At 28.4% G+C, this 14,969-nt stretch carries 12 protein-coding genes; 9 read left to right on the top strand and 3 right to left on the bottom strand.

Going from position 1 to position 14,969, the window contains the following annotated elements:
• Positions 1-915 precede the first annotated feature (915 nt).
• From Q1X91_RS14275 to Q1X91_RS14285, 3 genes are read left to right on the top strand one after another with little or no spacing between them, the layout of a single operon-like run.
• Complete coding sequence (locus Q1X91_RS14275; protein WP_300759046.1) at positions 916-1,356, top strand: bacteriohemerythrin; 441 nt, start codon at positions 916-918, stop codon at positions 1,354-1,356.
• 21 nt (positions 1,357-1,377) lie between these two features.
• The gene (locus Q1X91_RS14280; protein WP_300759048.1) at positions 1,378-1,845 is read left to right on the top strand and encodes a bacteriohemerythrin; all 468 of its coding nucleotides are present in this window, start codon (positions 1,378-1,380) and stop codon (positions 1,843-1,845) included.
• An 11-nt stretch (positions 1,846-1,856) separates the two neighbouring features.
• Positions 1,857-2,339, top strand: a complete 483-nt coding sequence (locus Q1X91_RS14285) for a bacteriohemerythrin (protein WP_300759050.1) — start codon at positions 1,857-1,859, stop codon at positions 2,337-2,339.
• 98 nt (positions 2,340-2,437) lie between these two features.
• Here Q1X91_RS14285 and Q1X91_RS14290 read toward each other — a convergent pair whose 3' ends face one another.
• Positions 2,438-3,169 carry an NAD-dependent deacylase gene (locus Q1X91_RS14290; protein ID WP_300759051.1) on the bottom strand — a complete coding sequence of 244 codons (732 nt, stop codon included), beginning with the start codon at positions 3,167-3,169 and terminating at the stop codon, positions 2,438-2,440.
• Positions 3,170-3,645: 476 nt separating this feature from the next.
• Here Q1X91_RS14290 and Q1X91_RS14295 point away from each other — a divergent pair, with 476 nt between their 5' ends.
• A complete protein-coding gene (locus Q1X91_RS14295; RefSeq protein ID WP_300759053.1) occupies positions 3,646-4,308 on the top strand; it encodes a redox-sensing transcriptional repressor Rex in 663 nt (220 codons plus the stop codon).
• Positions 4,309-4,376: 68 nt separating this feature from the next.
• Here the strand turns inward: Q1X91_RS14295 and Q1X91_RS14300 are convergent, their stop codons facing one another.
• Complete coding sequence (locus Q1X91_RS14300) at positions 4,377-5,483, bottom strand: ankyrin repeat domain-containing protein (protein ID WP_300759055.1); 1,107 nt, start codon at positions 5,481-5,483, stop codon at positions 4,377-4,379.
• A 1,448-nt stretch (positions 5,484-6,931) separates the two neighbouring features.
• Between Q1X91_RS14300 and Q1X91_RS14305 the strand changes: the two genes are divergently transcribed.
• From Q1X91_RS14305 to Q1X91_RS14320, 4 genes are all read left to right on the top strand, one after another.
• Entirely contained in the window at positions 6,932-7,828 is an 897-nt protein-coding gene (locus Q1X91_RS14305; protein WP_300759056.1) for a nicotinamidase, read from the top strand.
• A 98-nt stretch (positions 7,829-7,926) separates the two neighbouring features.
• Positions 7,927-8,970, top strand: a complete 1,044-nt coding sequence (locus Q1X91_RS14310) for an NAD(P)-dependent alcohol dehydrogenase (RefSeq protein WP_300759057.1) — start codon at positions 7,927-7,929, stop codon at positions 8,968-8,970.
• A 218-nt stretch (positions 8,971-9,188) separates the two neighbouring features.
• Positions 9,189-9,431: a (2Fe-2S)-binding protein gene (locus Q1X91_RS14315; RefSeq protein WP_300759058.1), complete on the top strand. Its 243-nt coding sequence runs from the start codon at positions 9,189-9,191 to the stop codon at positions 9,429-9,431.
• A gap of 18 nt (positions 9,432-9,449) precedes the next feature.
• On the top strand, positions 9,450-9,911 hold the full coding sequence (locus Q1X91_RS14320; RefSeq protein WP_366945522.1) for a YbaK/EbsC family protein: 462 nt from the start codon (positions 9,450-9,452) through the stop codon (positions 9,909-9,911).
• Positions 9,912-10,539: 628 nt separating this feature from the next.
• Here Q1X91_RS14320 and Q1X91_RS14325 read toward each other — a convergent pair.
• Positions 10,540-12,519 (bottom strand): ATP-dependent helicase, encoded by a 1,980-nt coding sequence (locus tag Q1X91_RS14325; RefSeq protein ID WP_300759062.1) that lies wholly within the window; start codon positions 12,517-12,519, stop codon positions 10,540-10,542.
• Positions 12,520-12,747: 228 nt separating this feature from the next.
• On the opposite strand from Q1X91_RS14325, the gene Q1X91_RS14330 reads away from it, so the two are divergent.
• A complete protein-coding gene (locus Q1X91_RS14330) occupies positions 12,748-14,217 on the top strand; it encodes a S41 family peptidase (protein ID WP_300759063.1) in 1,470 nt (489 codons plus the stop codon).
• Positions 14,218-14,969 lie beyond the last annotated feature (752 nt).

Here is a 14,969-nt window from a genome sequence, read left to right on the forward strand (position 1 = left end):
TGTTGCCAGCTTTTTTTATACGAGTTTATCGCTAGCAATAATAATAAAAAAGCTTTCTATAATGTTATGAAATAATAATATTAATTAAGCATTAAATAAGAATTTTGCTTTAAAGCTTTACAAGAGGTAATAACAATATTCCGTTATTATCTTTTTTTTTATATTGTGTATATAAAGATAAAAATTATTTGCCTCTGGAAAGTTTACTTTACAGAGCCTTAAAGCAAATAATTTTTATTAGCAATAATAAAAAGCTTTTTTAATTCTCTTCTCATTCCCACCCTATAAACTTTATAAACTTACTATGTTATTTATAGCATATTTTTATATCTTTACTTTAACTGTTATCTTAGCACCCACCCAAGTACGTTTTTAATTTTATAATATTATTCAACGCACGGTTAACTTTATACTTATAAATAATAAAAATTAGAATTATCGATTAATCCATATTAAAAAAATCCGTTCTACGTGCGTATAGGAAAGTACAATTTTAAATCACGCTTTGGGCGGGGTTACTTTTGAAGTGTTGGCTTAATGATTTTATTAAAGTAAATATTGAAAAATAAAGTATTTAAATCTAAAAGGGCGGGGATTAAAGTAAAGTTTAAAAATTTATTTTAACTCCCACCCCATAAATTTTTTAATTCTATTTGTTATTTATGAATGATTTTTATCTTTTAGCTTTCACTGTTATTCTGTCTGCCCACCCAAGTGCTTTCTATCTATAATATTATTAATATATATTTTACACAACATATAAAACAGTTTTAAAACAAGTTTAATAAAAAATATTCATTTTCACTTTGAAAAAATAAAAAATATCAATATAATTAATATATATATATAAGTGTTTTTTATTTTACTCTGATAATATTAGAAGAATATTATATATAAATTAATAAAGGAATAATTATGAGCGATAGATATATAGTTTGGGAAGATAAATATAAGACAGGATATAAAAGAATAGATGATCAGCATCAAGAATTAATAGAAATTATCAATGATTTATATGATTGTATGGAAAATAGAGATTCAGAAGATGAAAAACTAAAAAAAGCTTTAAAAAATGCTCTTAAGAAAACAGTAGATTATGTTTCATATCATTTTTTATGTGAAGAGAAGATTATGAATGCTATAAAATATGATAAAATAATACCGCATTCATCATATCATAGAGAATTTACAAATACTATTTATAAATATGTTCAGTCTTATGAAGACGGTTCTCTAAAGGCTATAGATGATTTAGTAAAATATTTAAAAGATTGGTTTTTAAATCATATCTTAGTTACAGATAAAAAATTTGTTGCTGAAGTAAAGGAAGCATTAAAAAAACTTTCACAGCAATAGAAAATGGGAGTTTCTTCTATTATGAGTATAAATAATGAAAAAATTGAATGGATAAAATGGGACGATAAATATAAGATAGGCTATAAAAGAATAGATGATCAGCATAAAGAACTAGTAAATATTATTAACAGCTTATATAATTGTATAGGCTACAGCAGTTCGGAGGACAAAAAATTAAAAGAGGATTTCAAGAATGCTCTCAAAAGAACAGTAGATTATGTTTCATATCATTTCTCTTATGAGGAAAAAATTATGACTGCTATAAAATATAGGAAACTATTAGAGCACTCTTCCGCTCATAGAGAGTTTACTCAAACTATTTATGATTATGTTCAGTCTTATGAAAACGGTTCATTAGAAGCTGTGCATAATTTAGTTAAATATTTGAGAGATTGGCTTTTAAATCATGTATTAATTTCGGATAAAGAATTTGTTATGGAAGTAATAGAAACATTAAAAGAACTTTCACAGCAAAATAATAATGAATAGGAGTTATAAAAATGTATAATGGAGTTTCTGTAAAAAAGCCTTGGATTAAATGGGATAATCAATACCAAACAGGCTATAAAAGAATAGATGACCAGCATAGAGAACTTGTTAATATTATTAATGATCTTTATGAAACAGGTGTTGTAGGAGATCTTAGCAATGAATATGTAAGAAGATCTTTCAATGCTATTATTAAAAGAACAATAGACTATGCTACTTATCATTTCTCTTATGAGGAAAAGATTATGAAGGCTATAAACTATTCTATAGCAAAAGAGCATATATCTAAACATAGATCTTTTTCTATTAAAGTTGTCGAAGAAGTTAATAAATATGATAATGGGGATAATATGGTTATAGAAGATTTTATTAACTTTCTCAAAAACTGGCTTATTAATCATATTATAGTTGAAGACAAAAAGTTTATATATGAATTAAAAAACTCTTTAAAAACAATATGTCAAGATGATTCTGATGAAAGCGATGATGAATAAATAATTGATAAAATTTAATAAAAGCCTTAAAGTATTAATCTAATATTTTAAGGCTTTTTAATATTCTCTCACTTCAAAACCCAGAATCACTATAAAAGTTACAAATATTTTTCAATTTCTGTAAATGCCACACCTGCTTTTTCCCCTATGTAAATATCAACTATAGAATTAGTAAAGCTGGAAGGTGCAGGATTAATCTCCATAATTTTAGCACCAGACCTCTTAGCAATATGAGGAATCTGAGCTGCAGGCATAACCTCCCCACCTGTTCCTATTATAATAAATAAATCGCTTTTCTCAGCATCTTCTATAGAAGAATTAAAAGCTATTGCAGGAAGCTGCTCTCCAAAAAATACAAAATCAGGCTTTAATATAGAATTACATTTTTCACAAGTTGGAGGATCCATTGAGAGTATTTCTTTTGTTATTTTGTATTTTGTTTTGCATTTAGTACATACTGCATATTTGGCTGTTCCATGAAGTTCATAAACTATTTTACTTCCAGCCTCCTGATGAAGATTATCTATATTTTGAGTAATTACGCTACGCATTATACCCATCTTCTCTAAATTGGCTAATACTATATGTGCTTTATTAGGTTTTACATCAGTAATAGGATCATAAAAAACTTTTTTTAATGAATTCCAAGATTCTTTCTGATGCTTCATAAAATAAGATATTTCAGCGAACTGACTTCCATGCTTCTCCCAAAGCCCATTTTCTCCTCTAAAAGGCGGAACTCCGCTTTCTACACTTATTCCAGCACCTGTAAATGATACTGCATATTTAGATTCTTTTATAATTTTGGCTGCTGACTGATAATCTGTCATAAAATCCCCCCTACTCTTTATAATATATTATATAATGATAATATATTTTTTGCTATAATTCCGATAAAAAAATTTACTTCTACATTTATCTATTAGTTTTTTAATTTCTTAATATAAATTAATTCCAAATTATTATATATATATTTTATTTATACCTGCTATTATTCACATTTAATTAATGGTACTGTTATAAAAATAAAGTCAGAGACCATATATAGTAAATATTACTAGTAAATAATAATACTTATAAATAAAATAATATTTAATTTAATAAATTTTATTTTATTTATATAAAAAATATTATTTTGCATAATAATAAAGTCCAAAAAAAATATTAATTAATGTTCTTAGATTTATATTTTATTTCCCATAAAAAATAAATTTAGCTATAATATTTATTGACAGATAACTTTATTATGTTATAATTAAACAATATTAATTATTTATCAATATAAAAATTATTTTAAGGACATATTATGATTAGCAGAACACAAATTATGCGTCTACTAAAATATAAAAACGCTTTAAGACGTATGAAGAGTTTCGGATTTATAAAAGCATACTCTAATAATTTAGGAGACGCAATAGGAATTACATCTGTACAAGTAAGAAAAGACTTCTCACTATTTAATATATCTGGAAATAAAAAAGGCGGATATAATATCGATGATTTACTTGAACAAATTGACAGCATATTGGGAAAGCAAATTTCTCATAATATCATATTAGTAGGATATGGTAAAATAGGAAAGGCACTAATTAATTACAGAGGCTTTGAAAGTGAGGCTATAAAAATAATAGCAGCATTTGATCATAACCCTGATAAAATAGACAGAAATGCTCCTACTCCGATACTTCCTATTGAAGAATTAAAAGATTTTATCATAAACAATAAAATAGAAGTAGCCATATTAACTGTACCAGATTTGGAAGCTCAAAGAATGTTTGATGTTATTTGTAATGCAGGTATTAAAGGTGTGTTAAACTTCGCCCCTATTAAACTTTTGGAAAGACCTGACTGTATTATTAATGATGTAAATATTGCAGATGAGATAGAATCTTTATTCTACTTTATTAATGATGTTAAAGAAGCTGTTCCGCATAAAAAACATAGAGAAAAATCTGAAAAACAGCAGTAAAAATCATTTAATAAAAAATAAAAGGGACTGTATTTTTATACAATCCCTTTTATTATATTTGTTATGCATTATCTATTGTAAGTTAAGCTCGCTCTAGTAAGCAAATCCACAACTTCTGTATTGCCGTTTTCCATAGCATACATTAACGCTGTTTTGCTAAACTTATCTAAAGTATTTAAGTTAGCTCCTGCATTAATTAAATATTCTACTGAAGCATAATCTCCATTTTCAGCTGCAAACATCAAAGCTGTTTTTCCGTCATTATCAGCTATATTTAAATCAGCTTTACTCATAACCAAAGCATTAACTGCATCGCTTTTTCCTGCAATTGCTGCCCATATTAAAGCTGTTCTTCCGTCTCTCATTTTGAAATTAATATTTGATTTTCCTATTAAAAGAGAAGAAATAATATCTGTCAATCCTAATGTAGAAGCTAAAGCAAGCGGTGTAATATTACCATAAGGTCCGTAAGAGGCTACAATATTAGCATCAGCTCCCCTCTCTAATAGAATTTTGGCAACTTCATTATTTCCTCTAGCTATGGCATAAAATAAAGCATTAGCTCCATATTCATTTATATAATTAATATCGCTTCCTTTATCTAATAACAATCTTACTATTAAATCATGATTATTAAAAGCGGCAACCATTAATGGTGTCATATTATAATTAATACCGTCATTATTTCCGCTTCTGTAAGTTCCTGTTGTTCTCAAATCAGCTTTGGCATTAACTATCATTTCTACAATACTATAATAACCCTTTCCTGCAGCCTGTAAAAGTGCTGTTGTACCGCCGTTTATTTTTATATTAGGATTAGCATTTTTAGCAAGCAGATAAGAAACTATATCAACATATCCTGCATCTGCTGCATAAGTTAAAGCTGTTTTGCCATGTATACATGTAAGATTAACATTAGCATTTTGAGATAACAGTAAAAGAACAGCGTCTTTATATCCTTTTGAAGAGGCTATTATCAAGGCATTATGTCCCTGATTATCTCCGAAGTCTATAAAGTTAGAAACAGGTCCTTGAGAAATTAATCTTCTTATACCATTAGTATCGCCTGTATTGGCATACTCTAATAACTGATCTAATCTTCCTGTATTAGGAGTTTGAGCAAATAGAGCAAAAAATGTATTAAAAAATATTAAAATAAGACATAAATAACGCATATTTAATTCTTCCTTAAAGTATAGAATTTTAGCTGTTATCAAATTTCGGAATGATATATATTAATTATTAATGGCTTTGCAATTTATTTTTAGCCAAATTGAATATTATTTTTTTTATATCATATTTATAATTACGCACGTATAGCGTACTTTATTTATATAAATTAATTTAAAATACTGATTTATCCTATATATAAGATTTCATTCTACGTGCGTTAAGTATATTACAAAATTTAAAAAGCACTTGGGTGGGCAGCCAGAATAACAGTTAAAGTAAATATATAAAAATAAGCTAAAAATAACAGATAATATTCAAAAATTTAGAGGGTGGGAATTAGAATAGATTTTAAAACTTTACTTTAATCCCGCCCTTTCAGATTTAAAAGCTTTATTTTTATATTATAGTATTAATTAAATCTATAAGCCTATATTTCTTTAAGAGCACCCACCCAAAGCGTAATTTAAATTTAAGGATTTCCCAAACGCACGCATAGCTAATTTTTAAAATATTAATTAATTTATAATTCTAATTTTTACTACTTATAAGGATAAAGTTAACCGTGCGTTGAATATTATCATAAATTTAAAAAACACTTGGGTGGGCAGCCAGAATAACAGTAAAAACTAAAGTATAAAAAGAAGCTAAAAATAATAGTATAAAATTAAAGAATTTAGAGGGTGGGGATTAGAATAGATTTTAAAACTTTACTTTAATCCCGCCCTTTTATATTTAAATGCCTTATTTTTATATTATAGTATTAATTAAATCTATAAGCCTATATTTTTTTAAGAGCACCCTCCCAAAGCGTAATTTAAATTTAAGGATTTCCCAAACGCACGCATAGCTAATTTTTAAAATATAGATTGATTAGCAAATTTAATTTATTTTTTATATAAGAGTCAATTTAACGTGCGTTGAAGAATGTTATAAATTTAAAAAATCGCTTGGGTGGGCAGCCAGAATAACAGTTAAAGTAAATATATAAAAATAAGCTATAAATAACAGATAATATTCAGAAATTTAGAGGGTGGGAATGAGAAGAATTTTTAAACTTTATTTTAATTCCCGCCATTTTAGATTTAAAAGCTTTATTTTTTTAATTGGTTTTGATTAAATCTATAAGCCTATATTTCTTTAAGAGCACCCGCCCAAAGCGTGATTTAAATTTAAGGATTTCCCAAACGCACGCAGAGCTAATTTTTAAGATATAGATTGATTAACAAATTTAATTTATTTTTTATATAAGAGTCAATTTAAAAGAAATTTATAGGGTGGGAGTGAAAATAAGTTTTCAAAATATAAAAATAATTCATAAATATATAATATCTAATAATAAAACGTTAATTTTATAATAAAAATCTAAAAAATATATTATTAATGTATTTTTATTTGGTTATATTTTAAGAGTATGTAAAGCACATAATATTATTTTTAAGGTCATTTATTTATGAAAGATATATACAATAAAATAATAAGTGAAAAACATATAGGAAAAGAAACTAATCCAATCAATCAAAAAGATATACTTTCTTTGGCAGGTCATTATTCAAGAAATTATGAAAATAAAAGCAACGGCATAGGACTTGTAATTGTCAATGTTCAGAGAGATTTTATAGACCCAAAAAAAGGGGCTTTGCCAGTAAAAGGATCAGTTAAAGATGTTAAAAGAATAATACGGTTTATTTATGAAAATTTGGAAGATATATACTCTATTTATACGGCAATGGATACACATTATTATGATTCAATATTTCACCCTTATATGTGGCAAAAACCTAATGGTGAAGAAATAGAGCCTTTCACTGAAGTAACTTTAGATAAAATTAATTCTAATGAAATTATACCATTATATAAAAAAGAACAGATAGCATATGTAAAGAAACTTAAAAAGGAGAATATGAAGAATCTAATGATATGGCCGTATCATTGTCTTTATGGTACAGATGGCTGGCTTATAGAAAAGCAGCTTAATAATATGCTATTATTTTTTGAAAGGGCTAAAGAAACAAATGTCAATAAAATAATAAAAGGCACAGAACGATTTACTGAGATGTATGGAGCCATAAAGCCTGAAATAGTAACCCCTGAAACTAGATTCTTCGATATGGCTTGGGTATATGATTTGAAAAATTATAAGAAAATATGTATATGCGGAGAGGCTAAAGATTTAGGACTTTATGAAACGGTTAAACAGATTTATATTATGTACTCTGGAGATAAAAATATCACCAAAAAAATTAATGTAATGATGAACTGCGGAAGTTCAATATATGATAATAAAAATATTAATAAGAAATATGAAACTTTATCTGATAAATATGGTATAAAATTGATAGAAGTTTAACTAATAAAGTTATACTTTTGACTTTTTTAGTAAAAGTTGTATACTATAAAAATAAAAAATAATACAATAAAAAGGAGTGTAAAATGAAATGATTTGCTATGAAAAAGATAGGTGAAACAGGTTGGGTTGAAAAAGAAATACCAGCTTGCGGACCTCTTGATGCTATTGTAAAACCTTTGGCTGTAGCTATATGTACTTCTGATATACATACTATAGCAGGTGCTATAGGTGATAGGAAAGACATGATTTTAGGTCATGAAGTTTGCGGCGAAATACATGAAGTCGGATCTTTGGTAAAAGATTTTAAAAAAGGCGATAGAGTATTAATTACTGCTATTACTCCAGATTGGAGTACAGTAGAAGCACAGGCTGGATATTCTATGCACTCTGGCGGTATGCTTAATGGCTGGAAATTTTCTAATGTAAAAGACGGAGTATTTTCTGAATATTTCCATGTTAATGATGCTGATGGTAATTTGGCTTTACTTCCTGAAGGAATGGATCCTATAGATGCTTGTATGATTTCTGATATGGTTCCTACAGGTTTTCATGGTGCTGAACTTGCTGACATACAATATGGGGATACTGTTTTAGTTATAGGTATCGGACCTGTTGGACTTATGGGGGTTGCTGGTGCTGCTTTAAGAGGTGCTTCAAGAATTATTGCTGTTGGTACTAGACCTAAATGTGTGGAAGCTGCTAAAATTTACGGAGCTAATGAGTTTATCAGTTACAAAAATGGTTCTATAGATGAACAAGTATTAAAAATGACTAATGGAAAAGGTGTTGATAAAGTTATTATTGCTGGAGGCGGTGTTGAAACTTTCTCTGAAGCAGTTAAATCACTAAAAGCTGGCGGTAAGATAGGAAATGTTAACTATCTTGGTGAAGGCGATAATGTATTAATACCTAGACTTGAATGGGGTGTTGGTATGGGACATAAAGCTATATTCGGCGGTCTTATGCCAGGAGGAAGATTAAGAGCTGAAAAATTAGGTTCTTTGGTTGCTTCTGGAAGATTAAATGTTCGTCATTTAATTACTCATGTATATGAAGGCTGGGATCAGCTTCCTGAGGCTGTTAAAATCATGGGTGAAAAACCTGCTGATTTGATTAAACCTGTAGTAAGGCTAGCAAAATAATAAGAATAGAAAGTAATTAATAAATCGGGCTGGCATTTATTTTTATAAATATTTGTCAGCTCTTTTTATATAATCATACAATTAATACTTTAAATTAAATTACAGCTATGTTATAATATATTATGTAAAGTAAAAAGAATTATTTATTAAAAATGTTTTTTACATATTTAATATTTATAATATTTATATATTATGAAAAATAAAAATGGGGGTGCCTGATGGAATACGATGTAGAATATCTAAAAAATCAAACTTCAATCAATTATGATAAAACTCTATGCTATTGCAAAAATGTTTCATACAGAGATGCTTATAAAGCCATAGCTGATAATAAATTAACTTCTCTTGATGAAGTTGTGGAAAAAACTCAGGCTTCTACTGGATGCGGAGGCTGTAAAGAGCGTATCTTAAGTTTAATAGAATATGCCAAAAAAAATGAATACGCACCTTTAAATGTTTGATTATAGGTTAGAATTATGATGAATGAAAAAGTACTCAATGCTTTAAAAGAACTTAATATAGATTATCAGGAATTTGAGGAGGCGGGTGTTACAAAGACTGTTGATGATGCTGCTAAAACTCTTAATATAGAAAAAGGGCAGGTAGCTAAATCTATACTTGTAAAGCCTTCTAAAAAAAATTTTGCTATGATTATAGCTTCTGGAGATAAAAAAATATCTTCAAAAAAAATGAGAGAATATTTCGGCTGTAAAACTAGTTTTGCTAATGCAGAGGATACATATAATTTAACTGGATTTACTTTTGGAGGAGTATGCCCTTTTGGTATAGATAAAAGTATTGATGTATTAGTAGATAAAAGCATGCAAAGGTTTGATGCATTATATATTGCCTGCGGAAGCGACAGTTCTTTAGCCAAGATGACTTATGATGAAATACTTAAAAAAATCTCAAGTACTGAAGTAGATTTAACAGAAGATTGATATATTTGTTTCAACATTAATATGAATAATTATACTTAAAAATTAAAACACGCTTTGGGCGGGCGTACTTTTTGAAGTATAGGCTGTATATTTAATTAAAGCCAATATAAAAAAATGAAGCTTTAAAATCTAAAAGGGGGGGGATTAAAGTAAAGTTAAAAAATTTATTCTAACCCCCACCCTCTAAATTCTTTAATATTATACTGTTATTTTTAGCTTATTTTCCTGTCTTTATTTAGCTTATTTTCCTGTCTTTACTTTAACTGTTATTCTGGCTCCCACCCAAGCGGTTTTTTAAATTTTATAGTATTTTTAACGCACGTAGAATGAAATTTTATATATAGGATAAATCAGTATTTTAAATTAATTTATATAAAAAAGTACGCTCTGCGTGCGTGTAGGAAAGTGATAAATTTAAATCACACTTTGGGCGGGCATACTTTTTGAAGTATAGGCTTGTATATTAATTAAAGCCAATATAAAAAATGAAGCTTTAAAATCTAAAAGGGGGGGGGATTAAAGTAAAGTTAAAAAATTTATTCTAACCCCCACCCTCTAAATTCTTTAATATTATACTGTTATTTTTAGCTTATTTTCCTGTCTTTATTTTATTTAAATTACCTTTAACTTAATAATCAAAAGCATCTTCGTCTATATCCATGTAATTTCCAGAGTAATAATTAGCCTTTTCTTTTATCAGCATTAAACGCTTTGGTATCTCCATTAAAAATGATGAAGGTATCTGCTCCATTATACCAGAACTTATTCTTCTTTTTTTAGAGTAGGTGAGATAAAGTTTTCTTTTAGCCCTTGTTATTGCTACATAAAGAAGCCTTCTCTCTTCATCGATGCCTCCTTCCTCTTCAAGCGAGAAATAATGAGGAAAAACTCCCTGCTCCAAACCTGTTATAAATACAGCATCAAATTCTAAGCCTTTGGCATTATGAACTGTCATGAGAGTGATGTAATCTTCATTTTCATTTTCTGTGTTAATGTCTCTATATAAAGTGTTTTCTTCCAAAAATGTTATGAGTGAAGCATTAGGCTCTGTATTTTTATAGTCGTAAAAGCCCCTGAAAAGCTCTTTTATATTCTCCTCTGCTGTTATTACTCTTTCATTGCCTTCGCTTTTAAATATTGAAAAATAATTTATATCTTTTAAAAAGCTAAAAAATATATTTTCTATATGTATACCGTCTTCATTTGCAATATCTTCTTTTATTTTTATAGCATATTCTTCTATTATACTTTTGTATGCCTTAATCGATGAAGCAACCTTTTTACTTAATGATATTTCATCAGCATAATCAATAGCTTCATAAAGACTTATTTTTCTGGTATTAGCGAAAGTTTCTATACTGTTAAAACTTTTATCTCCTATTCCTCTAGGAGGCACATTAATAGTACGTCTTACACTGAAATTGTCCCCAAAACCTGTCATAAGCCTTAAAAAAGAAATAGAATCTTTTATCTCAATGCGTTCAAAAAATCCTACGCCTCCTACTATTTTGTAGTTTATAGAATGAAGTTTTAATTCTTTTTCATAAGCTCTTGACTGGCTGTTAGTTCTAAATAGGATAACTATATCCTTAGCCTCAAATCCGTTATCAAATAAACTCTCTATTTCATTAACTACACTTCTAGCTTCTTCTAAATCACTATAGCAAATCCAATTTTCTATTTTAAATTCGTTTGGCTTATTGGAAAATACATTTTTTTCATGGCGATTGTTGTTGTTTTTTATAACACTTAAAGCCGCTTCTACTACATCTTTGGGGCATCTATAATTTTCTTCAAGACGAACTATTTTTGTATTGGGATAATCTTTCTCAAAATCAAGTATATTAAGAACATCAGCACCTCTAAATGCATATATACTCTGATCATCATCACCTACAACTGTTAAATCATTATCAGCATTCTGTGTTAATAATTTTATTAGTTTGTACTGCTGAGGATTTGTATCCTGAAACTCATCTACCAAAACATATTTGAATCTGTTTCTATAGAAGTTAAGAACTTTTTTCTCCTCTTCAAATAATTTTATAGTGTTTAATATAAGATCGTCAAAATCCATCACATTTTCATTTATTTCATGTTCTGTATATTTTTTGTATACATTTTCAAAAATATCCCTGTCAAAAATAATTCCGTCATCCATATCGTTTTTTACAGAGGATATAAATTTGTTTATCATTTTTGCAGTAATACTTTTTGGCACTTTCTCTTCTTTCATTATTCTTTTAATAACGGATAATTTATCACCCTCATCTAGTATAAGGAAATTAGACTTATAGCCTAAAAAATGAGCATTTTCTTTTAATATTCTAAGGCATGCAGAGTGAAAAGTTCTTATAAATAATCTGCTTGGCTTTATATCTGGTACAATAGCACATACTCTTTCTTTCATCTCATAAGCAGCTTTATTGGTAAATGTAACAGCCATTATATTTTCAGGCGGAGTTTCAAGCTCATTAATAAGATATGCGATTTTTCTAGTAATTACTAAAGTTTTACCGCTCCCAGCACCAGAAAGAAGAAGAAGAGGACTTCCTTTATGCAAAATACCCTCTTTCTGAACCTCACTCACATTTTGAAGTATATCCATATTATCACCTTAAAAATTATTTTAGTATGCACAATTATTTTTTACAGTTATTATATATTATTAAGTATAAAACTCAAATATATCTATATTAAGTTATCATAATATTTTTTGCCTTTTGTATATATAAATTTTTTACTATTTATGTTATAATTAATTTTTATAAGGTATAAAAACTTTTATAAAACTTCTATAAAAACAGCATATTTTTATAATTAAGGATAAAAAAACATGATAAAAAACAAAGAAAGACTTTTATGGATATTTCTTTTAATTTTTGTAGTAGCAATTTCTTTTTTCAACTTTAAAAGTCCTTCTCTTGCTATAGCTCAGCAGGGAAAGGCTCAGTCGGATAATGACTTTTACTATTACAGCCGCTTATTTCAAAAAGTATTTGCCACTTTGCAGCAGAACTTTGTTGATACCAACAGTGTAACAACAAAAAAATTGATGTACGGTGCTATTAAGGGAATGCTTGAGGCAACAGATGATCCATTTACATTTTTGCTTGATGAAGAGCTTAATCAGGCTTTAAATACAGAGATGTCTGGAAGATACGGCGGAGTAGGGCTTTCTATATCAAAAAATGCGGATAAAGGACTTATGGTTGTTTCTCCTATAGAGGATGGTCCGGGCGAAAAAGCTGGTATATTATCAGGAGATATTATCACAGAAATTGACGGTAAAAGCACTAAAGATATGTCTGTTGATAATGCTGCTAATATTATGAGAGGAAAAGATGGTACTAAAGTTACTCTTACTATAGTACGTGATGGGGTAGCAGAGCCTATTAAATATCCTCTTACAAGGGCAATAATAGAAATAAAAAGTGTTAAATATAAAATGGTTGATGATACAGTAGGATATATAAGAATAACTACTTTCGGTGATGATACGGCTAGGGATTTGGAAGATGCTTTAATAGACCTTAAAAAACAAGGTATGAAAAAACTTGTATTAGACTTGAGAAATAATCCGGGCGGAAGACTTGATACCGCTATTAATATAGTAGAAGAGTTCTTAACAGAAGGAAAAATAGTATATACTAGAGGAAGAACAAAAAATGAAAATCAGGATTATTATGCTTCCAAAAAAGGTGATGAATGGCTTGAAGGAGATATGGTTGTATTAGTCAATCAGTACAGTGCTTCTGCTTCAGAAATACTTTCAGGAGCTTTGCAAGACAGCGGAAGAGCTAAACTTTTGGGTGAGACTACATTCGGAAAATTCAGTGTTCAGTATGTACTTCCTTTGGATACCAGAGATAATACTTCTTTCAAATTTACAGTAGCTCATTACTATACTCCAAACGGAAGAAGACTTCATGGTAAAGGATTAACTCCAGATTTTGTAGTAGTAGAACCAAAATTGAGCAGTACAGATATAACAGCATTAACAGAACTTAGAAAAGGCGGACAAATATCTGCTTATGCTAAAAAGTATCCTAATGAAAGTTCTGATGCTGCAGCTTTGCCTGCTTTCAAAGAAGAGCTTAAAAATCAAAATATCATAGCTAGCGATTATTTACTTGAGCGTTTAATATATAATGAACGTAATTTGGATAATTATAAAGAGATATATGATCTTCGTTATGACAAACAGTTAAAGGCAGCTATTGAATATCTTGAAACAGGAAAAGAGCCTCCTCAGGATAAAGAAGAGCCTAGAGAAAATTGGTCAAATGAAAAAGAAGAAAATTAATAATATTTAATTAATATGAAAGGGTGATAGTATTTTGATATTATCACCTTTTTTAATGCTTCATTATTTATTATACAATTTGAATAAATCTTATATACGATTATCATTAAATAATATTTATAATTTTCTACTAGACTTGTTTAGTAAGTACTTGATAAGATTAACTGTAAAATTATGATGTTTTATATCATGTTGTTTTATCATATAAATATGCAGTCTTTCTATGTCAACATTAAAGGCGGTACAGACTCCGCTATGTGTACCGACGAAGTCGAAGGAAGTACCATTAAGTATGGTGTGCTGGGGCTTCGTCAAAGTTTTTATCCTTCGGATACGCTTCACAAAAAACGCAATTGCTAGAACTTTATATTTTATACATGTATTAAATGTAGTGTATATCCCTAAATTTAGGCTACACCTTGCCTACGGCACGCAGAGCGAGGCGTACAGCGTCACAAAAAATAACCTGGGGTGTGGCACGACTGTGTGCTCCGCAGCAAAGCCCCAACTATAATCAAAAAAATATTAAATTAAAAAACTATAAATATTAATAAATTGAGTTTTGAAACAAGTCCAGTTATAAATCATAATATTTTCTACATAGAACATTATATAAGCAATAAGTTTTTGGGTAAATAATTTTTTAGTTTTTGCTGCACGGGTTCCATACATATTGCATTTAAGTATTCCTTAATTTCTTAAAGTATAGCATAGGAGTATCATAATTTAAAGTAGAATGTATTCTTTTATGA

Source organism: uncultured Brachyspira sp. (assembly GCF_949287625.1).
Classification (GTDB): domain Bacteria; phylum Spirochaetota; class Brachyspiria; order Brachyspirales; family Brachyspiraceae; genus Brachyspira.